Consider the following 22,352-nt stretch of genomic DNA (forward strand, 5'->3'; position numbering starts at 1 on the left):
ATCACCTCTCTGAGCCTTTATCTTCAGTGTTTTCCATGTACCAACTGAGTATATCTGCAATGGTGTAAATTCTGAATGGCTTGACAGGTTTTCCATCCTTGTAGTAGCCAAACTCTTCTAACTTTCGTGCAAACTCCTTGTTAACAATAATTACGCTGTCATCAACAGCAACCTTCAATGGTTTGCCTTCGAGGACAACCTTGTTCCAGATATTACTGATTTCCCTCTCTAATATGTAACTTGCTGGCATTTTTGGTACCTCTTGCAACCATCTGAATTGCTCTTTGACAACCTTCAAATGTTCTGTCTTAAAGGGAACACCATCTATTGCGAATCGATTCGAAGGGATAACCAAAAATTCAATGCCATAAGTGCTAACAATTCTGTTTACCAAGCTCACTTGCGTTTCTTTAGAAAGCCACCATTTCACAAACTCCCAAGCCTCCATGGGGTATTTTGTATCGTTTAGTATAGCCACTGCTTGAGCAGAACCAGTCTGCCATCTTTCAATGGAGGTTCCGTATCTCACTCCGGGTGAAGGAGCTATGCTCCACATACCACGTAATTCAGGCGCTGCAATCATGAGTTGGATATATGTATTCACGTTCGACACTCCTAAAGGAATTTCTCCTTTTCTGAAACTCTCGAAAAAGTTTGCAACTTGTGCAGGCATGCCATACATGGTGAATAACTCGGTCATCTCTTTCAGCGCTTTCAGTGTGCTTGGGGTATCCAGTGCAGTTTTAAGCCCATCGTCTGTGAAAAGTTTGCCGTGGTATTGCATGATAAAGGGCGCTGTGGTCATCCACGCTTTGAAAGACGAACTTCCAGAAAGTGGTATGTAAAAATTCAAACCGTTTCTTTGTAGCTCTGGAAGTATCAATTTCACATCATCCCAAGTGTTCGGAATGGGTATGTTTAGATACTCCAGAATATCTTTTCGATAAAAGAGCACATAAAAGTCGAGTGTTTCGGGCAGCCCAAAACAGTGATTTTCGTACAGGTAAGGTAACAATGAACCCGGGTAGAAATTCTTTGAAAATTCTACAAAGTCGGAGAAACGTTTCAAGTCAAGTGCTGCACCACGGATTCCCATCTCAAATGGTATCCAGTTACTTATTCCAAGTGCTATATCAGGTGACTTTTTAGCAGCGTTAGCAAGTATGAGCTTCCCTTCGTCACGCATTATTGAAACGTCTACGTAAATGCCTGTCTTCTTAGTAAAGTCATTATCGATAAGTTGTTGCAAAATGTCTACATATTGGCGGGGTCTGTTAACCCACACTCTTAACATGACGGTGTTCTCTTTCTGACTTTTTGAGAACGTTGTATTCTCTTGCCTCTTAAATGAATGAACAAATCTTTTGAAACCTTCGACAAATACTTTAAAAGGAGAGGATTTGACAATCTTATCTATATTATCTCCTTTGTAGATGTAGATTTCGTCAATTGTCAGAGGCATTTCTTGGAGGCCGTTATAGACCACTGAAAGTTCAGAAAGAACTGAACCTGTGCTTCCAGTTAGCATATCTAACTTATTTGGTATCTTATTAACATCCTTTACCAGTCTTTTCAAAAACATCTGAGCCGTGTTTAAAGATATGTACTCCGCATTCCACGCGTTTCCATTTATCTTAGCTATTTTTATCTTGATTATTTCGAGCTCATTAATCAAGGATTTGAGCTTTGGTTCTATATCCGGAAAATAGTCCGTAATCTCCCATTCTACGTTTTTATCTGAGCTACCACCCGATATGTATTTAATTTGTAGTGCTAGCTTGTTTATATAATCAATCATTGACTTCAAGCTGTTAAGTACATCCGAATAAACCGAAGCATTGACTTCGAAAGCAATTGTGTGCTTACCTTTAGTGAGATGGAAAACTATGTCACTAGTTTTGTCTAATGATTTCAGGGTATAAACTCTCCAGTCAGGTGTATATTCAAACGGAATTTCGAGTAAGTCACTATATGTTACGTCACCATCGATGTACACAGTTCTATAGCTTGTGAAGTTCGGTTTTGTGTCCTGACGATACTTGACAGCTATTTTGTAATATCCCTCTTCGGGAACATCGAATTCATAAATTACGAATTGTCCTGGTTGTTTCCAGTTACTACCACCAAATGCGTTCAAAAGAAGATTGTAAGTGTTGTAAGGAACAGTGTCAGGAGAACGAACCGGGATAGCATTAACTGAGGCTTCATTTTTTCTGAAAGGTTTCTCCGCCTGAAGTGTTATAATCCTTCTCTCACCTTCTGAATCCTTGATACCAAGCTTACCAATAACTTCACTAAATTTAGTAAGACTTTTCGGCCTTTCTATTGATAATCTCTTGATAGCTATTTTTCCGCTGTTTACAATTAGCGTTATGGTAACTCTTGGTGAGCGGAGGTTGAACCAAAGAGGGAATTTGTCTATTCCGTTTGGATTTTTCAAAACATAAGATATGGTATCAGAGGCTATTTTTTGACTAGGAATAATCTCGTCTCCATATCTGTTCTTGGCAAAATCAGTAGTTTCGTATTCCCAATACTGGACCAGGGGTATCGAACGAGCTTCTGAAAATGGGAGTTTGCCGTTCAAATAAACAGAGATCTCCGGTGGTAAAATCTGAATTGAAAAAACTTCATAATCAATCCTTATGTTCCATAGCCCTTGTTTTTCTTTGGGTATCTCTATTTCGTAAGTAATGGAACTACCCTCTGATAATACAAGAAAAGACCGGGGAGATTCCCAGAGGGTCTCCCCAGTCAAGAGAGGGGTCGGTGAACGTCTTAAGTAAGCATTATAGTCAACTGTTTGACTATTTTGTGTCATTGCAAAAAGGACTGCATAGGTGCTTAGCACATACGTAACTATAAGAATCAATGTTATTTTTAGAAAAACATCCATGCGTCTTAATTTGAGTATTTTACTCCCTCCCACAGTTTTTTGGAAAAAGAAACTTATTTACTTTGTCATTATAGCTATTTTCTTAATAGCGTTCTGATACTGCTCATTTGCTATCTTGTTCAGTTGTTTCGCGTAATCTGCAATGTTAATATCTCCTCTCATTGCGTTCCAAATAACGTCCCCGATATTAGCATTTGGATTGTCTCCAACTTTGATGCCTGTTGGAGCTGTCCATCTTGATTGGATGTAACCTGGAACGATCTTTACACCCTCTATAATACCAACTCCTATTTTTGCATAAGCTTCGTCAAGTCCTGGGAAGAGTTTCTTAACTGCGAAATATTTATCGAGCACGGCTTTTTCTGTAGTCAATGGTAATGATGCCCATTCGTTTTTCTTATCAAGCTCAAGCCTCTTTAGAATGCCGTCTCTGCCATATGTTACAAATTTTGCGAACATGAATGCTTCCTTTGGATACTTTGTAGTCTTTGATATGACAAAGAAATCACCAACAACAGGTATTCTGCCTCCAGGAACTCCAATGAATCTCGATTTGAATGGGAGTGATGAATAGAAAGGCGTTGCCCATGTTCCATCCCATCTAATAGCAATTTTTCCTTGATTCCAAACATCGCCATACCAACCAGCATTGTACTGTTTCTTCTGCTCTTCTGGAAGTGCATCGTAAACGTATTTTCCCTGGTAGAGCTGCTTGGCTATATTTACTGCTTCAATGAAAGCTCGGTCATCGAGATGATATTCTTTGCCATCCCAAGTAAACCATCCAAATTTCAAATTCTTCATTGCAGGATACCATTCTGGAATTTGAATTTCTTCAGCAAGACCGATAATACCATCTCTCGGTATCGTTAATTTTTTAACTGCTGTTAAGAATTCATTCCAGCTTGGTGCAAATTTGAGAGGCTTGACGTTATACTTCTCAAACAGATCATCGTTCACAAAGTAACCCATGAAGAAAAGTCCTGCAGGTACAGCATAGATTCTGTTGTTATAAATTGTTGCATTTCTGATTGGGGCGGGAATGTTTTTCCATTCCGGGTCTGCTAAAGCCATCTTAGTGAGATCAAGAGCCCAATCGTTTGTCAAAGCCATTGGTATGTTTGGTATCATAATAACATCTGGTAATTTTCCGGCAGCTGCTTGCGCAATAAGCCAGTCCTCGTAATTACCCTCATGTTTAACTATCTTGACTTCAATATCTGGATTTAGTTTCATGAACTCCTGAACCATAGCTTGCTCAATCTCAAGACCACTGTTCCAGTTTACGTACGTAATAGTCACTTTACCAAACGCCAAAACCGCGAAAAGCATCAGTAAACCTGCTAACCAGAACTTTTTCATACAACTTCCCTCCCTTTTAAGAAATGTGGTTTTGCCTAACCTAAGGTAACATCCACCGTATGTATCTTACCATCCGAAAGAATTGGAACTCTTTCAACTTTTTGACCGTCAAGAATTATTTCTTTTACGCCGTAACTTACTTTATTTGGATTTTTTACAGTGATTACATACAACGTGTCTCCGAAAAACCTTTTGTACGTAAAGCCTTCCCAATCCGAAGGTATAACGGGATCTATGTCAATGTATCCGTAGTTAGGTCTGATACCAAGAATCCAGTGGGTTGCTACACGGTGTAGCCACTGTGCCGAACCTGTATACCAGGTCCAACCACCACGACCGTAATGAGGTGACAATGGTCCATCTGAATTACCGCAAGTTACGTAAGGCTCCGCCCAATAATTGTCAATATCAAAACTTCTGTACGGTGGGCAAATTCCTCTGTAAGCTTTATACATAGCTTCAACATCTCTCATAAGCGCAAAAGCCCAAACCGCCCAGGTTGCTGCATGTGTGTAAACTCCTCCATTTTCTCTAAGACCAGGAGCATATCTTGTTATGTAACCAATATCACTTCTTGGTTTTGTGTACGCTGGATAAAGAAGTAGTGCTCCATAATCTTTTAGCAGATATTTTTTTACCGATTCCATAGCTTTTTTCTTTCTTTCGTCATCCGTAATATCACTAATTACAGCCCAAGTCTGTGCATTGAGGAAGATAAAACCTTCTTCGTTTTCCTTAGATCCTAATTTTTCCCCGTCATCTTTTGTCGCTCGTATGAACCATTCCCCATCCCAAGCAAATTTGTTGATAGAAGTTTTGAGTGTGTCAAGAACATCACGGCATTTTTCAGCAAATGCTTCATCTCCTTGCCTTTCGATAATTGGTATGAATTCTTTCAAAAGTAAATACAAGAAATGGGCAAGCCATATACTTTCACCTTTCCAATCTGTGCCAACCGCGTTCAGTCCATCATTCCAGTCATTTTCTCCTATCAATGGTAATCCCCTTGGTGAGAAACGCTTGAAAGACTTTTCTATTGCCCTTTTACAATGCTCGTAAAGTGTTGCACTACCGCCGTCAAGAAATGGAACTATCTCATCAAGAATCGAATAATCAAGAGTCTCCTTTATGTATTCCTGTGTGATAAATGGCAACCACAAAAGGTCATCACTACAATGCGTTCTTGGTCCACCACCACGAATTGTGAACCACCAATGTAAAACGTCACCTTCTTGGAATTGATGAGCAGCATGAAGAAGAATTTGTTTCCTTGCAAGTTCCGGGTTCAAACTAAAGAAAATCTGGGAATCTTGTAACTGGTCTCTGAAACCATACCCTGCCGAAACTTGATAATAACCAGACTTTGCCCAAATTCTGCCAGATATGGCTTGGTATTTAGTCCAGTAATTTGTCATTATGTTAAGCCCTATGTCCGGAGTTTCAACCAATTCCCGTTCAAGCAAGTCCATCCAAAATTTTTTAGTTTTTTCAAATTCCTCTTCCGCAGTCTTCACATCGGTATATTTCGCTGCAAGTAGTTCTGGATCTTCTTCTCCAATTTTCGCTGCACCTATTGTGAAAACTACCTTCCTTTCTTCTCCTGGTTGCAATGCAACCTCAACTTGGAGAGAAGCACAAGCGTCTCCGAATCTGTCACACTTGTTATCGAGTTTTTCAACACTCATAGCGATTGGATTTCTTTCGTCCCTGTACATTCCAATGAAAGATTCTTTGTCACATGTAAATGATTTAACCGGCAAACTCACACTGTGAAACGCTACATGGTCCCAATTCGTATTGTTCCAACGGCCTTTTTCATCTGGAAATTGACCAAGGTATTTCTGCACGAATATAGTATTATTTTTGAATGATGGTTCAAAGAACAACTTATGAAATTCTCTGTGTTCGTCTGGAAAGTTACCTAAAACCCATTCAAAATAGGTAGTCAAGTCTATCTTTCTGACCTTGTCATCTTCATTTCTTATCGTGATGAGCATAAACTCTACCGGCGAATCAATACTCACATAGACTTTCATTTCCGAATAAATATCACTCACTTTGTGTTTATAAACCGTATAACCAATACCGTGGACAACTTCGTATAATTGATACTCTGTCATCACTGGTTTCCATCCTGCAGACCAAAACTTCCCCGATTCTATGTCCCTTATATAAACGTACTTACCCCAGTTGTCCTTGATAAGGTCTTGATACAACCTTGTTATTCTGTTCTGACCCGCATTACCTCTCCAGGAATAGCCACTTCCTGTATGCGAGGCGATTATTGAATAGTCTCCGTTGCTTATTACATTTACCCAAGGTCTTGGAGTTCTCGGATTTGTTATTACGTATTCTCTTCCGTCGGCAGTAAAATAACCATACTTACTTTCAAATAGCTTCATGATAGATTCTCCTCTCCTTTCACAGTAACCGTGGTTGTTACGTTTACAAACGTTTGCTCAGATTTTGGCACAAGAAGGATTATTCCTTTTCGCGCAGGTACCTGAATTTCACCCAGGTGTTTATGACCAAGTCTTACACAAGCGTTCTTTGCAAAATCATCGTAGTTGTTCAAAAACAAGATAAATTCTTCAGGGCTCTCTCTCACATAACCATCCACGAAATCCTCACTTTGAATAGACAAAATCTTTTGAATCTCAAGGAATGAACAAACATTTTCAACTACCTTTACTTTGTATTCTCTCTCGAGTTCCAACCCAAAACCTAAAACCGCTGCAATACCTTTCCCAAGACTTTTTCCAAACCCACAGATATTTCCTTCCAAATCCTTGGCAAATTGGCAATCTATAGAATCAACGTCGTAGGTTTCTACATGAAAAGCATTAACCTCTATGCCAAAAGCATTTACCACGCCCCAACCACGTTTAAAAACAGACTTTATCTGTAAAGCATCTTTTAAAATCGTACACTTCTTTCCATATTCATCTTCCACCGGGATTTCAGGAAATATAACAAGCTTTCCCCCAGATTTAACGTATTCCACTAACTTCTTTTGAATATAACTTGGCATCCACTTATATGAGAAGACCCAAAGCGTTCCAACATTCAAATTCGGAAACGAAGAACTTAGATTTACACCCCCTATGTTGTAATTAAGTAGCTTCAAAGCTCTAATAACACCATCGAAGATGGAAACGTCTCTTTTTAATTCGAGGTCGCCAATATCATTTAATCCATGTTCTCTATAATGCTCTGTAGAATAATACTCCGGTATGAATCCAAAATAAGTATCAAAAACAGGTTTTGAGTTAACAAGTTCTTCCTCAATAGTTTTGATGTTGCTAATAAGTTCCTTAATAACATAGTAGGCTCTTCTGAGTTTACCATCTCGGCTGATAGGTGCTTGCCAATCGTGATAGGTTCCCATTAACGCTGAATCCGGTGGATTATCTCCACCGACAAAAAGATAATAGTTAATGCCATTCATACCATTCGCAATGCATTGTCTTGAAGTCAGGTCAATTGTGGAAGGTAAAAGTTTTGGCCTATCCATTTGAAAACCACTTTGAAATTCAGCAGAGAATAATGGTTGGTCCGAATTTTGCACTGCAAACATAATCGCGTTCGCGATTGCCAAATCACTAAAATTTTCATGAACAACATTACCAATGTAATAATCACCTGACATCAATACGTCCTTTTCAGATGCCACTCTATATAGTTGAGAAACTCCTATCGGATACCTTTTTCCTCTCTTCGCGTATTCCATCATATCGAATCCGTGGATATTTACAATAACGGGCGTGTTTATACCTTTCTCGCTTAGGAAACTTTTCAAAGTCAAAAGATATTCGGCATAATATTCCCTTATAAACTTGTGATAAGCTACTGTCAGCAGTTTTGAGAAACTTTTGCCATAGGACCAGTTGCTGAGTTCTTGCAGTAAGTGTTCTTGTTGAGTTCTTTTCAAGTAAGCGCGGAACTTCTCCATTGTATCCTCATTATAGTCCCCGTGTGTGGTTATCCACTGAAGCATTCCAACTTCGTTGTCGATCTGAACAATTATTATGTTGTCAAAGGCCTTAATGATTTTAGCCACCTGTGAATACCAAATTTGGACATAAGAGAGAAAATCAGGATGAAGGTATGAGAATACTCTTGTTGGATGTGGCTTGCCTTCTAAAGTTTTAGCAATTGCGTGAGGAATTTTAGAATACAACCAACTTGGAAGACCTTCATTCTTCAGCTCAGACATTACATACGGACCTGGTTTGAATATAACTTTCAATCCAAGTTTTGATGTCACATTGAGAAAAGATATAAGATCCCTTCTAGAGTCGGAAAATCCTGAGAAATCAAAGAAACCTTCTGTTGGTTCATGCCAGAACCAGGGGACATAAAAACTGACCGCATCAAAACCCGCCTCTTTGATTTTAATCAAACGCTCTTCCCAAACCTCAGGGTCTAACCTAAAGTAATGTATTTCGGCAGAGAACAGAAACTTGTTTTTTCCATCAATAACAAACCTTCCGTTTTTTATCTCGATTTTTGACAATAGACTCACCCCAGATAGTGGTGAAATGTAATAGAAACGTTTCACTTGATTTTTCGCTATCATATTACCACACCAGGTATAAGAAAACAAAACACAGTTATCTCTTATTTTCGCGAGGTAGAAGTGAATACACACTAATAACTCTTAATTCCATTATTTTTGTCTTGATTATTCTTTTTTTTTTCAATAAGTACCTTTCAGAACACCAGCAAAGTATTTAAAATTCTTTTGGTTCTTTTGTCGAATCTCGAACAACAAGATTCACGTCAAGTACCACGTCTGAAAGGAAAGCATCAGTATTATTGAGGAGGCTTAGTAACATATGTGCGGCGAGCGATCCAAGTTGATACATGGGTCTTCTTACTGTTGTTAGAGACGGGGTAACATAAGATGCCAGTTCGATATCGTCGAATCCAACGACTGATAAATCGTCTGGGACAGACAAACCAGCCTCTTTAATTGCTTTCATTGCACCAATAGCCATTTCGTCGTTAGAACAGAAAATAGCTGTAGGCATATCTTTCTTGGAAGTCTTCTTCAGGTACTCCTTCATTGTCTCGTATCCAGATTCTTCAGTAAAATTGCCCTCCAGTACATAATCATTCCTTATTTCTATTCTCAGGTCGTGCATAGCTCGAATGAATCCTTTATATCTTTCCTTAGCATCCAGTGAATCTTTTGGTCCTTTCATAAAAGCAATCTTTGTGTGGCCTAAGTCGTAAAGATACCTTACGACCTCGTACGCACCTTTCTCGTTGTTTATCCGAACGCTTTTTATCATATGTCCTGCCTTGTCTTTTATATCTCTGTCGAGTGTTATTATTTTATATTCATTTGCCCATCTTAGAATATCTTCATTTTTGACCACAGGAGTCATAACAATCATCCCACCTATAATGCCAACATTTAAGAATTTATCCACATCATGCCTTCTGTTCTCCAACGTACAGTAGATGAGAAGGTTGTAACCGAACGCATGTAAAACGTCTTGTATGCCACGCACAAGTGCATCGTAGAAAGGTCCTTTTATTTCATGAACTATCAACGCAACCAAATCGTATCGCTGCTTTTTCAGCCTTTTTGCGAAGTTATTGGGGACATAATTCAGCTCTTCTATGGCCTTGAGGACCCGTTGCTTTGTTTCTTCACTTACTTTTCCTGTGTTGTTGAGGACATAAGAGACTGTTGATATCGAAACCCCTGCCTTTTTAGCAACATCCTTTATCGTTGCCATTCAAACACCCCCAGTCTGTTTACATCACATATTTTAGTTGAACGTTTCACTTAATTTTACCACTTTCTTTGATAATAGTGCAACTTTTTCAAAAAAAAGCGATGAGTTGTTGAAGAAATATCAGAAAGACAAAGACAATATTGGAACGTTCTTATTTGCAGGGGCGAATATAAAAACTCAAGAAAAATTTTTACTCGCTGTTAATATAGACAAGTTCCCAAAAAAAGTTAGAATAATAATCGATAATGTCGAAATTGGAACTAGAAACGTATCTCCGAAGGAAATTATTTTCGAGAAGATTTCTGACTAGTATGGAGGAGTCAATATATGAAAAGCTTAAAACGAATATCCTACGTAGTTTTAGCTCTTTTGACAGTACTCATAATTGTTTTTATAACTTGGGCTTACAATCCTCTAAAGCCTACTGCAGAAGTGAAAGAATATTTGCAATCATCAAACTATGTAGAAGTAATACAGGAAAAGAACGTATACTTCATACCAAGAAATGTTAAAAAGAACAATTTTGAAAACATTGGCATTATTTTTTATCCTGGAGGGCATGTTGATTACACTGCTTATGCACCTCTTGCTTATCGACTTGCCGAAAAGGGAATAACAACAGTGATACTAAATGTTCCATTGAGTTTTGCAATTTTCGATGTAGATTCGGCGAAAGCAATAATAAATGATGCAAGGTTTTCAGACAAGGAATGGTTCTTGGCAGGGCATTCACTTGGTGGTGTAGCAGCTTCTGAGTTCTTAGTTAAACACCCAGAGCTTGTTGGAACCACGGTTAAAGGCATAATTTTCCTCGCTTCATACCCGGCAAGAGATATTTCACACATGCCTATAAAATCACTGTGCATCTATGGTTCCGAAGATGGAGTTTTACCACCTGAAAAGATTAAGGAAAAGAAAGCTTTTTTCCCAACAGCAACGGAATATGTTGAAATACTTGGAGGTAACCACTCACAATTCGGAAGCTACGGTCTTCAAAAAGGTGATAAGGAAGCCAAAATCAGAGGATACGAACAAATGAGCATTGTGGTTAAAGCTATTGAAGAGTTCTTAAAGAAGAATGTGTCCGAAAAAGAAAATATAAGTAAAGTTAAGTAACTTAAAGTGTGAAAAACCCACTTATATGATATAATTTTCGCAGAAACTCAAAATGCTTTTGGAAAGGAGTGGCGAGATGGCGAACATCTTTCAAAGACTGATACCTTACCGTTCTCCTCTTGAGTTGCTGAGTGAGCATTCAAAACTCTGTGTAAAGGCTGCAAATTTAATGTATACAGCCATTGAGAAGTATTTGAACAACATACAGGTAAATGAGCTGTCCAAAGAAATAGATGGGTTGGAGGATAATGCTGACCAACTTAAGCTTCAACTTAGGGATATATACAGCAAACTCAAATGGACATACTTTAACAAGTCCGATTTCCTTGACATACTCCACAACGTAGATTCTATTATAGATTTGACAGACGATGTGGTTAAGGTTTTAACAATAAACCAGGTAGACCCTGTACCTGAGGATATTAAAGCTCCTATTTTAGAACTTGCAGATGCTGTTAGAAAAAGCGTGGAGCACATGGATATAACAATTCAGGAACTAAAGAACGTTGTGGAATCTGGTTTTGCACCGAAGGAAATCGAGAAAGAAGCCAAAGAGATAGAAACTGTTGAAGCAGATGAGCGCTCATCGGACAAGCTTGGTTTGGAACTTGGTAAAAGGTTGTTCGCAAAGAAAAATGAGATGAACCCGGTTGATATAATGTTCTTAAACAATGTCGTAATTCTTCTTATGAGAATTGAAGATAGGGCAAAAAATGTTGTTGAGCGAATCAGGATGATAACGCACAGTTGAAAAAGCTTGAAAAAGTTTTGAAATGAGAACTGTTGTTTATATATGCGCACACTAAAGAGGAGGGAAAGAGCGTGATTACACTATTTACCATATTGGTTGGAATGTTCATGGCATTCACTATAGGTGCAAACGACGTGGCAAATGGTATGGCAACAGCTGTTGGTGCAAAGGCAATAACGCCAAAACAAGCAGCCTTTCTTGCTTCTTTTCTTGAATTTCTTGGTGCAGTTATGTTTGGTGCCACCGTTACAAAAACTATCGCAAATGGAATAGTTTCGATAGAACATATAACAAATCCAAATCACATCATATATGGCGCATTGTCAGCACTTTTGGCTGCAGCTATTTGGGTCATGGTAGCAACTGTTTTTGCAATGCCTGTTTCTACAACGCACTCAATAATCGGTGGAATGATAGGATTCGGACTGGTAAGTGGTGGAGTTAAGGTAGTTTATTGGTCAAAGCTTGGAAAGATTGTACTTTCTTGGATAATTTCTCCCATAGTTGGTGGGTTGTTAGCATTTATAGCTTTTAAAATTATAGTCTTAACAATCTTGCATCGTCCAAGTCCACTCAAAGCAGCTAAGAAAGTCCCCCCCTTTTTGATAGGTTTCACCTTCTTCCTCATTTCTTTCCTCTTCTCTCTTAAGACCCTCAAAAAACCTTACAATGTTTCTCTCTTGGCTGGTTCTGTATTTTTTGTTGTTGCTTTTATATTATCTTCCTTGCTCCTAAGAAAAATGACTAACAACAAAGACAATGAATACGATGCTGTTGAAGGTATATTTAGGCGCATTCAAGTTATGACATCCGCTTATGTTTGTTTTGCACATGGTGCTAATGATGTTGCGAATGCGGTTGGCCCGATAGCGTTGATAGTTATGATAAGGCAATCGGGAACAACAAATGTGGGTGCTATAGAAATCCCAAAGTATATCCTATTCATTGGAGGACTCGGAATTGCCTTAGGAGTTTTACTCTACGGCTACAAGGTCATGGAAACTATAGGACATAACATCACCGAACTCAACAACACAAGGGGTTTCTCGGTTGATTTTGGAACTGCGACAACGGTCCTGTTATCATCTATCTTTGGTTTTCCTGTCAGTACAACCCACACCGTCGTTGGTGCGGTTACTGGAGTTGGACTCGCACGTGGAATCGAAGTCGTAAACGTAGATATACTTAAGGATATACTTATTTCATGGTTTATAACAATCCCATTCTCAGCGAGCGTTAGCGCTCTACTTTTCTTGATTTTAACAAGGTTATTCTGACATCAGATACGGTTACCATCATTCATAAAATCCACTGTTTGGTCCCTCATTGGGACCTTTTTATTTGTCATACACCACGTGATATAATTAAATGGATAAAGTAGAATAGGTTATCGAAGGGAGGTGTGCACGTGAAAGTTCTCTTTCTTACTAAAATGATAGACTATTTTCTACAGCGCATAGAAGACCTAAAAAAGGAATTCCCAAACGATTTCTTCATCGTCCCAAAAGATAGAGAAGAAGCACATAAACATATTGAAGATGCGGATGTAATAGTGAGTGGGAGTTTGACAAAAGAACAAGTGACAAACGCAAAGAATTTAAAATTTGTTTTAGTTCCTTGGGCCGGTGTTAATGGATTACCTATTGACTTATTAGACGAAAGGAACATTATCGTTGCAAACAACCACGGTAATGGAAAAATTGTCGCCGAGAGAGCGTTGGGATTAGCACTAGCACTTCTGGGCAGGGTTGTAGAGTTCCACAACGACCTTGCAAAAGGTATTTGGCACGGTTACGAAGCAGGAGCAAAACCTGAAGACTTTTGGTATTCGCTCCAAGGAAAGCGAGTAACAATCCTTGGACTTGGTACAATTGGGAAACACTTAGCTAAGTTGCTGAGCGGTTTTGAGTGCGAAATAATGGGGTTTAAAAAGAACATTGAACCTGTGGAAGGGGTGAATTATGTCACCAACAATCTCGAGGAAGCAATAAAATTTGGGAAGGTTATTTTCGTTGCTTTGCCACTCACAAAGGAAACTCATCATCTTATAAACAAAGAAATCATATCACAAATGCAAGGAAAGTTTTTGGTGAACGTTGGTCGAGGACAGATTATTGAAGAAGAGGCGCTGTACTATGCTCTGAAAAATGGAATTCTTGCAGGTGCTGCAATTGATACTTGGTATTTGTACCCTGATTCCGACCACGCAGTTCAACTCCCATCAAGATATCCAATCCATACTTTTAAAAACGTGGTTATTTCACCACACGTTGGAGGTTTTACGATAGAAGGGCAAGTCGGACGAATAGATGAAACTATTGAAAATCTTAGGAGAATTCTTTCTGGTGGAATGCCAAGTAACATTGTTGATTTGAAGAGTGAGTACTGATAAGAAATAAAGCAGTGGAAAGGAGCATTTAAATGCCGTTCGATGGTTTTGTAATGAAAATCGTTGTTGAAGAGATTAAAGAATCTGTTCTTGGACAAAACGTTAGAAACATATACCTTTACGATAAGGTGATATACTTTTCATTCGACAAAGGTGATTTGAAAATATCCTTGAACCCGAATTATTCGCATATCTCATTTACAGACCATTTAGTGAAGGAACCCGACAAACACACGTTTGTTGAATTACTGCGCAGTAGAATCCGTGGCGGTAAAGTTACAGAACTTACAACGAATGGATATGAAAGAACGATGGTTATGAAATTACGCAAATTTGATGAGATTGGTGAAAGACACGAATATGAAATCTACTTCGATATCATGGGAAAGCATTCAAACGCTGTTTTGGTCGAAAATGGATTGATAGTCGATGCCTACAAAAGAATAGAGACGCGCGTGAGAAAGATATTCCCTGGAGAACCGTTCATTTTGTTTCCGTCCGAGAAACTCCGGATAGATGAGGTAACGTTGGAAAGACTATCAGATGCACTTTATAGATTCCAAAACAAGCAGCGGATGATTTCAGAATTTATTTATTCCACCATCCAGGGATTTTCAAAACAAACCGCTGAAGAGCTTCTTTTCCGCTCGGAAGTAGAAGATAAACCACTGTCACTTGTGGATAGAAGCGATTTAGAGAATCTGGTTGAAGGTCTTTCAAGCATATCAGAAGAAATCAGTCAGAAAGTTATATACATATATTACGAAAACGAACAACCCGCTGATATCTCAGCATTTAGGCTTCACAAATACAATGACCTAAAAAGATGCGAGAATGTCGTCAGCTGTATTAATGAGTACTTTGATTTTGTCGAGAAGAAGGATAAATTAATTCAGAAACGCACCCAATTGCTAACCATTGTTAACAATCGTATTTCTTCTTTGGAAGATGTTCTAACACAGATTGAAAAAGAAAGAGAAGAGTGCTTGGAATCTGATAAATATAGGAAATACGGGGAACTGATAAAAGCTTACAGTTACCAAATACCACACGGAGTAGATAGTGTTGAACTTTTTGATTGGGAAACGAATCAGAATGTAATGGTACCATTGGAACCACACCTATCCCCTATAGAGAACAGTGTTAAATATTTCAAGATCTACAATAAATTAAAGAAAAAATTAGAGGGATTAAGCGAACGCGAAATTGTGCTTAAAAGAGAATTAGAATACTTGAAACAGTTACAAGATACAGTAGAAAACGCAGAAACGTTGGAAGAACTAGAAGAGATTGAAGAAGAAATGATCGAAAACGACTTGATAAAGAAAACTCACAAGAGGAAGATTGGTAAATCGAAAAGTGAAAAGTCAAGGTCTGAACCAAGAAAGTACATGTATAAAGGTTTTACAATTCTTGTGGGGCGAAATAACAAGCAAAACGACGAACTAGTTAGAAAATCTAGTGAACACGATATATGGCTCCATGTACAGGGTATGCCTGGTGCGCATGTCGTAATAAAAACGAATGGTAAACCTGTTGATGAAGATGTTCTTTTGTATGCTGCAAAATTAGCTGCACAATTCAGTAAAGGAAAGTATTCCACAAAAGTACCGGTGGATTATACATACATAAAGTACGTAAAAAAACCCAAAGGTTTCAAACCAGGGCTTGTGCTTTACTCAAATTTTAAGACACTTTTTGTAACTCCCGATGAAAAGTATCAATGAAACGAATTATCAAAATAATTACGCTCAAACAGGGTGGATTACACCAAAGTTCGGTAAAATACGAAGGTGATATTATGCTTTACGAGCTTGTCAGTGATTACGAGCCTGCAGGTGACCAACCTCAAGCTATTGAAAAGTTAGTGGAAGGCTTAAAGAAAGGTTACCGATTTCAAACGCTCATAGGTGTTACAGGCAGCGGAAAAACATTCACAATGGCAAATGTTATAAAGGAAATAGAAAGACCCGTCTTAGTAATTTCTCCGAATAAAACACTTGCCGCACAGTTGTACACTGAGTTTAAATCTTTCTTTCCAAGGAATAAAGTGGAATTCTTTATAAGCTACTACGACTACTATCAGCCGGAAGCTTATGTACCTACTAAGGATCTATACATAGAAAAGAGTGCAGACATCAATGAAGTAATAGCAAGAATGCGGATGAGTGCTATAAAATCGATAATGACCAGAAGAGATGTCATAGTTGTAGCAAGTGTTTCGGCAATATACGCTTGCGGTGACCCTCGTGATTTCGATACTCTCAACATAAAACTCGCCGTTGGAGAGCGTGTTAAACTCAACGATTTGCTCAAACACTTAGTACAAATAGGATATGAAAGAAAAGAAGACGTAGGATTAACTGGAAGCTTTCGCTTACGTGGTGACACTCTCGAAATCTTCCCAACTTACCAGGATGAAGGTATCCATATAGAGTTTTTTGGTGATGAAGTTGACAGAATCTACACATTCGATAGATTAAACAGGGATATTATCGAGCGCTTAGACAGGATAACAATATATCCGGCTAAAGAATACGTTACAACCGAAGAAAAGATTACAATGGCTGTAAAAAGCATACGTCAAGAGCTTGAAGAAAGGCTCGCAGAACTTAGAAGGCAAGGCAAGGAGCTTGAAGCTCAAAGGCTGTATCAAAGAACGATGAACGACATCGAACTGTTGAGTACACTGGGTTACTGCACGGGCATTGAGAACTACTCACGGCACTTCGATGGGAGAAAACCAGGAGAACCACCTTATTCACTGCTTGATTACTACGACGAAGATTATATCGTATTCATAGACGAATCACACATCACAATCCCACAACTCAGGGCAATGTATCACGGAGAAATGTCCAGAAAGAAAAGCCTTGTTGAATATGGATTTAGACTGCCTTGCGCTTACGATAACAGACCACTTAAGTTTGAAGAATTCCTATCGAAAGTAAATCAAGTGATATTTGTCTCCGCTACCCCTGGTCCTTTTGAATTGGAAGTTTCTGAACAAGTTGTTGAGCAAATAATAAGACCAACAGGGCTAGTGGACCCCCTTGTAGAAGTTAGACCCACGAGATATCAAATTGACGACTTAGTAAAAGAAATCGTTGAAGTAAAAAAGCGAGGCGAACGCGCTCTTGTCACAGTTCTAACAAAGAAAACTGCAGAGATGTTAGCAGAATATCTGGTTGAATTCAACATTAGGGCTTTGTATCTACACTCCGAACTCGATGCTATCAAACGATTTGAAGTGTTAAAAAAGCTGCGCTCTGGCGAGGTTGATGTTGTCGTTGGTGTGAACTTGTTAAGGGAAGGGTTGGACCTACCGGAAGTTTCGCTTGTCGCTATACTCGACGCCGATACAGAAGGCTTCTTACGTAGCGAGACCACACTGATTCAGATTATAGGGCGAACGGCAAGAAATGAAAATGGAAAAGTGATAATGTATGCAGATAAAATCACTCCGGCAATGCAAAGAGCGATTGAGGAGACAAACAGGAGAAGGAAAATCCAAATAGAGTACAATGAGAAGCATGGAATCAAGCCTCAAACAATCGTTAAACCTATGATGGAGGATATCTTTGCACCGTTCAAAGAGGAAGAAGAAGAGCTATACAAAGTCTATGAGGATAGCATCTTTGCCCTGAAAGAATCTCTTCCCTTGGAAGATTACGCAGCACTTCTTGAAGAGGAGATGTACAAAGCAGCTTCTGAACTTAGATACGAAGACGCAGCAAAAATTAGAGATGAGTTGTTTAGGGTTAAGGAAGAACTGAAAAACAATAAATTGAATAAATGAAAAAAGAAGGGGCAACAGCCCCTTTCTTTTTTCACAATTCTTCAAGTAACGTATCACAGATGTATTGGCAAACCTGTTATCCCTTCCAGAGCACCAAGAACGCTTTCGCTTAGGGTCGGATGTGGATGTATGGATTCCTCAAGTTCGTGTGCCTTTAATTTATTCCTAACAGCAATAACGCCTTCCATGATAAGTTCGGTTGCAACCGGGGAAACAATTGACATACCTAAGACTGTTTCTGTTTCTTTATCGGCAATTATCTTTACGAATCCAATGTTTTCAAGCATAGTTCTTGCCCTTCCATTTGCCGATAGCGGGAATTTTGAAATCTTAACTTTATCCTTATCAACATCTTTCTCTCTAAGTCCTGTTGAAGCAATCTCTGGATTTGTAAATATAATCGATGGAACTGCTGAATAGTCCATTTCAGCTTCTATGCCTGCAATATTTTTCGCTGCAACGACGCCTTCGTACATAGCAACGTGAGCGAGCATGATTTGACCTCTCACATCGCCAATAGCATAAACACCTTCAATATTGGTCCTCATTCTCTTATCAGTCTTAATTCCTCGCTCAATTTCTACGCCAAGATTTTTTACATCGTCAGGAATATTTGGTCTTCTTCCAATTGCAACAAGAACTCTATCGACTACAACGGTCTCAGTTTTTCCTTCTGAATCAATTACTACTACTTCGTATCCATCTGCCACCTTCTTAACATCTTCAACCTTCGTTTTTTCCTTTATTTCAACACCTCTTCTTGCAAATGATTTCTTAATCTCCACAACGACGTCATCATCTTCATATGGAAGGATATGGTCAGCGAGTTCGACGATCTTCACTTTTACACCAAGGGAACTAAAGAAAGTTGCAAACTCAACTCCGATTACTCCTCCACCAACAATCAACAAAGATGAAGGAAGTTCTTTCATAAGGAAAACATCGTTACTTGTCCATATACCTTCCACTTGACTGAAAGGCGGGAATATTGTCGGCACAGACCCATGTGCTAAGACTAGGTTTGAACCTTCGAGCTCTTCGCCCGTCTCCTTTATTCTTACTTTGTTTTTATTAACAACCTCCGCAGTTCCCTTAATAACTGTTACGTTGTTCTTTTTCATCAAATACTCGATACCTTTTCTTGACATCATTATGCTTTTGCTTGCGTGAGCCATGATTTTTGAAAGGTCGAAACCTTCAATCGAAAGCTTGATACCAAGCTTATCAGCCTTTTCCTTTGCCTCGTCGAGCAAGTGTGTTGCGGTTAGAAGTGCCTTTGTTGGGATACAACCCCAGTTTGTACACGTCCCACCAAGGTTTTCTTTTTCAACAAGAGCTACCTTTTTTCCATAATGTGCAAGCTTAATTGCACAAACATATCCACCTGGACCGCCACCGATAATAATTGCATCAAAGTTCATACTCTCACTCCTTTCCGTATTTCAAAACGTTGATTATAACTCATACAAATGATACAATAATTGTAAACCAAAACAATAACAAACTCAATAGTAAAGAGGCGAGAAAGTTGATGAAGAAGAAAAAGAATCTGACAATTGAAAAACTCTTTTCTCTTCTTTCAAATCAAAAACGTTTGGAAATTTTAATGGCCGTTTTTGACAACTACCACAATGCCTCTGAAGTGGCAGAAATTGTTGGTATCGACATTTCAACAGCTTATAGGTATCTGAAATCAATGAAAGAAGCCGGTATTCTTAGTTCCAGGTATGAGAACGGCACGGAATATTTTGACTTCTCCTCCACGGATATTTACAAACTTTTGGAATTAGCATTAGAATTTGTAGACAGGGTAAATGGAAAAAATTCTTTAAATAGTCAAAAGTTAAACGACCTGATCAACTTTGAGCCACTTTCCGAACAAGAATTTACTCCGGATGTTGTTCTTGACATGCGTGGTGAAATCTGTCCCGTTCCAGACTTAGCAACTCAGAAAAAGTTACAAGACATGAAAGATGGACAAGTACTTTTAGTTATCGTTGACTACCCACTCTCGGGTGAAAGGATCCCCTATAGAGCTAAACAACTAGGGCATGAAGTAATCACTAAGAAAAAAGACAGCTTAGGCAACATCTATATATACATTAGGTGTAAAAATGAAAATATGTACAAGTAAAAACGACAAGCGGATTCACCCGCTTGTCGTTTTTTATTGAGCTTTTCACCCTATGAACTTCTCTTCTTGTTCAACTAATTCAACCAATCCATCGTAATCTATGAACTTTACGTTAGCAACGTCATTTTCACAAAATCCACGGGCTTCGAGATCGTTTTTCAAAACATAGACTTCCGCTTTTGTTAATTTACGAACATCAGTAAGAGCAGCAAAGAAAACACCGTTTTGAATCAAGACAACCTTATCATTTTCGTTTGCCACTGCTAACTTAACTTGCTCTGCCGGGTTATCAACCCCATATTTCACCAAGATCAAAGCCATTTAACTCACCTCACATAAAAATCACGTAGTCATACTCATGGAAAAGATTCGACAATTCACTTTTTTCAACAAATTGCGGATTATACTCCGGATCTATCTCTGTTACTTTGAATCTCTCGGCGTCTTCTTTAACAACGTAAACAGGAGTTCCATATCTTGCTAAATACTTCTTTACCATGCTTATTGGTAACAATCCCAAGCATTCAGGTTTACATGTTGGCCTAACAGCTACAACTGCTTCGTTCATCAACAACACCGCTGGTTCAAGGTCTTCACCGTACATACCAAATGCCGTTCTAAACGCTTCATTTACCCATATTGCTCCTACTGGAGATTGGTAGACTACAAACAATAGTTTCTTAGCCACTAAAATCACCCCACATTCAGTACATTGAAATTTCGTACATCAAGCCATCAAACTTATAAACCTGTCGTATTCTGCAAAAAGTTTTGCTAGCTCGGGTAATCCGCTTGGCCGTGAGCCCTCAATAATCATATCTGTAGTTATTCCTCGATAGTCCATACAGATACCGCAAATCTCTATGTGGACACCTTTTTCGGCTAACTCTTTCATCTCTTGTGGGATGTTCCTATCGGTTCTTATTGGTTTCACGTTCTTATTAATCGCCAAGACAGAATCTGCGAACAAAAATATTGTTACTTCATGACCCTTTTTTAGTGCAGCTTCTGCTATATGTATAGCTGTGTCTAAATCTTCATGCGTATATGGAGTCACCATAACTTGAATTGCGATTTTCATTCTTTTCACCTCGCAGCATTATGTTAATTACTTTCTCATTATTTTCTTCCGAACAAGAACCATGCCATTGTCCAGTTTCCAAGCATAAAGAATATGGTTGAAACTATCGAACCTATAGACATTTGTGCAACACCTGTTAAAGCATGACCTATGTTACATCCTGATGCCATTACCGCTCCCACTCCCATTAAAAATCCACCAACTATAACCTGGACATATGTAATTGGATTTTTGGGCATTCTGAGTTTGAATTCTTTAGCCGCAACTGCTGAGATAGCAGCACCTATGATTATACCGATAATTTCAAATCCTTCCCAATTGAGCGGTTTAGCTGATGTGAAAGCAGAGAATAAGTTGATCCAACCCCCGGTAATACCAAGTCCATACATTCTACCAGATTTTTGGCTTGTCCACCATGCAAAAACAGCAAGTATTGCCAAAAGAACAGCAGAGACTTTCCAAGAAAGCTTTGTGCTTCTCTCAGTTGTCTTTGTTGCAAATGTATATATCCAAAGGACAACCGCAAAGATGATTGCCATTACGAGAGGATTGAGCTTAAAAACATCAGAGAGAGTAGGCCCACTGTTAGCGTTGTAAATGTTTGATGCATGTTGAACATTTACATTAAATTTGCCAATCCATGTCGATATAAAGGAAAGTGCACCATTTTTAGTTGCGGTAGCTGTAAGTCCGTACATGATTGCGGCCATCCATGCAGTGGTCATACCTTCTCCTGATCTGTAAGTGACACCAGAAGCACAACCTCCCGCTAAGACCATACCAAGGCCAAATATAAATGCACCGAGAGTGTTACCAACGATGTTGAATGGTTTAGGATTTAACGTAATAACACCGACCTGAGCAAACACTACAAACAATATTGCCTGGAGACCGAGGGTAAACGTATAAAGTTTGAAAAGATAATTGTCTTTGAAAAAGACCAGGTCTCTGAATGCAGAATTAAAACATATCCTGCCTCTTTGCAAAATAAAACCAAATATTATTCCTATGAGTAAACCTGTCCACGACATATATACTCCCCCTTTAAAGATTCAGTTGTTATAAACTTCTTCC

The 22,352-nt window shown here is 38.8% G+C and carries 18 protein-coding genes; 8 read left to right on the top strand and 10 right to left on the bottom strand.

Going from position 1 to position 22,352, the window contains the following annotated elements; genetic code table 11:
• Nucleotide 1: 1 nt before the first annotated feature.
• From FERPE_RS03995 to FERPE_RS04015, 5 genes are all read right to left on the bottom strand, one after another.
• On the bottom strand, nt 2–2,587 hold the full coding sequence (locus tag FERPE_RS03995) for an extracellular solute-binding protein (protein WP_169312191.1): 2,586 nt from the start codon (nt 2,585–2,587) through the stop codon (nt 2–4).
• Nucleotides 2,588–2,953: 366 nt separating this feature from the next.
• On the bottom strand, nt 2,954–4,258 hold the full coding sequence (locus tag FERPE_RS04000) for an ABC transporter substrate-binding protein (protein WP_014451374.1): 1,305 nt from the start codon (nt 4,256–4,258) through the stop codon (nt 2,954–2,956).
• 35 nt (nt 4,259–4,293) lie between these two features.
• Nucleotides 4,294–6,660: a glycoside hydrolase family 94 protein gene (locus FERPE_RS04005; protein ID WP_014451375.1), complete on the bottom strand. Its 2,367-nt coding sequence runs from the start codon at nt 6,658–6,660 to the stop codon at nt 4,294–4,296.
• On the bottom strand, nt 6,657–8,783 hold the full coding sequence (locus FERPE_RS04010; protein ID WP_372590700.1) for a beta-galactosidase: 2,127 nt from the start codon (nt 8,781–8,783) through the stop codon (nt 6,657–6,659). Before FERPE_RS04010 ends, FERPE_RS04005 begins: the two co-directional genes overlap by 4 nt.
• A 208-nt stretch (nt 8,784–8,991) precedes the next feature.
• On the bottom strand, nt 8,992–10,008 hold the full coding sequence (locus tag FERPE_RS04015; protein ID WP_014451377.1) for a LacI family DNA-binding transcriptional regulator: 1,017 nt from the start codon (nt 10,006–10,008) through the stop codon (nt 8,992–8,994).
• Between the two features lie 109 nt (nt 10,009–10,117).
• On the opposite strand from FERPE_RS04015, the gene FERPE_RS04020 reads away from it, so the two are divergent.
• From FERPE_RS04020 to uvrB, 7 genes are all read left to right on the top strand, one after another.
• Nucleotides 10,118–10,318, top strand: coding sequence for a hypothetical protein (locus tag FERPE_RS04020; protein WP_041262822.1), 201 nt, complete (start codon nt 10,118–10,120; stop codon nt 10,316–10,318).
• 17 nt (nt 10,319–10,335) lie between these two features.
• Entirely contained in the window at nt 10,336–11,124 is a 789-nt protein-coding gene (locus FERPE_RS04025; protein WP_014451378.1) for an alpha/beta hydrolase, read from the top strand.
• Nucleotides 11,125–11,200: 76 nt separating this feature from the next.
• A complete protein-coding gene (locus tag FERPE_RS04030; RefSeq protein WP_014451379.1) occupies nt 11,201–11,875 on the top strand; it encodes a DUF47 domain-containing protein in 675 nt (224 codons plus the stop codon).
• A gap of 71 nt (nt 11,876–11,946) precedes the next feature.
• On the top strand, nt 11,947–13,152 hold the full coding sequence (locus FERPE_RS04035; RefSeq protein WP_014451380.1) for an inorganic phosphate transporter: 1,206 nt from the start codon (nt 11,947–11,949) through the stop codon (nt 13,150–13,152).
• 131 nt (nt 13,153–13,283) lie between these two features.
• Nucleotides 13,284–14,264, top strand: coding sequence for a 2-hydroxyacid dehydrogenase (locus FERPE_RS04040; protein ID WP_014451381.1), 981 nt, complete (start codon nt 13,284–13,286; stop codon nt 14,262–14,264).
• Between the two features lie 32 nt (nt 14,265–14,296).
• Nucleotides 14,297–15,991 (top strand): Rqc2 family fibronectin-binding protein, encoded by a 1,695-nt coding sequence (locus FERPE_RS04045; protein WP_014451382.1) that lies wholly within the window; start codon nt 14,297–14,299, stop codon nt 15,989–15,991.
• Nucleotides 15,992–16,065: 74 nt separating this feature from the next.
• The gene (uvrB, locus tag FERPE_RS04050; RefSeq protein ID WP_041262823.1) at nt 16,066–18,063 is read left to right on the top strand and encodes an excinuclease ABC subunit UvrB; all 1,998 of its coding nucleotides are present in this window, start codon (nt 16,066–16,068) and stop codon (nt 18,061–18,063) included.
• A gap of 53 nt (nt 18,064–18,116) precedes the next feature.
• On the opposite strand, the gene lpdA is transcribed toward uvrB, so the two are convergent.
• A complete protein-coding gene (lpdA, locus tag FERPE_RS04055) occupies nt 18,117–19,484 on the bottom strand; it encodes a dihydrolipoyl dehydrogenase (protein WP_014451384.1) in 1,368 nt (455 codons plus the stop codon).
• Between the two features lie 110 nt (nt 19,485–19,594).
• Between lpdA and FERPE_RS10350 the strand changes: the two genes are divergently transcribed.
• Nucleotides 19,595–20,197 (top strand): sulfurtransferase TusA family protein, encoded by a 603-nt coding sequence (locus tag FERPE_RS10350; RefSeq protein WP_041263250.1) that lies wholly within the window; start codon nt 19,595–19,597, stop codon nt 20,195–20,197.
• A gap of 45 nt (nt 20,198–20,242) precedes the next feature.
• Here the strand turns inward: FERPE_RS10350 and tusB are convergent, their stop codons facing one another.
• Genes tusB through tsuA form a run of 4 tightly spaced genes read right to left on the bottom strand, consistent with a single transcriptional unit; the run spans nt 20,243 to nt 22,309 of the window.
• Nucleotides 20,243–20,518, bottom strand: a complete 276-nt coding sequence (tusB, locus tag FERPE_RS04065) for a sulfurtransferase complex subunit TusB (RefSeq protein ID WP_014451386.1) — start codon at nt 20,516–20,518, stop codon at nt 20,243–20,245.
• 10 nt (nt 20,519–20,528) lie between these two features.
• A complete protein-coding gene (locus FERPE_RS04070; protein WP_041262824.1) occupies nt 20,529–20,885 on the bottom strand; it encodes a DsrE family protein in 357 nt (118 codons plus the stop codon).
• 39 nt (nt 20,886–20,924) lie between these two features.
• Nucleotides 20,925–21,278: a DsrE/DsrF/TusD sulfur relay family protein gene (locus tag FERPE_RS04075; protein WP_014451388.1), complete on the bottom strand. Its 354-nt coding sequence runs from the start codon at nt 21,276–21,278 to the stop codon at nt 20,925–20,927.
• Between the two features lie 38 nt (nt 21,279–21,316).
• On the bottom strand, nt 21,317–22,309 hold the full coding sequence (tsuA, locus tag FERPE_RS04080) for a thiosulfate transporter TsuA (RefSeq protein ID WP_014451389.1): 993 nt from the start codon (nt 22,307–22,309) through the stop codon (nt 21,317–21,319).
• Nucleotides 22,310–22,352 lie beyond the last annotated feature (43 nt).

It is taken from the genome of Fervidobacterium pennivorans DSM 9078 (genome assembly GCF_000235405.2).
Lineage (GTDB): Bacteria > Thermotogota > Thermotogae > Thermotogales > Fervidobacteriaceae > Fervidobacterium > Fervidobacterium pennivorans.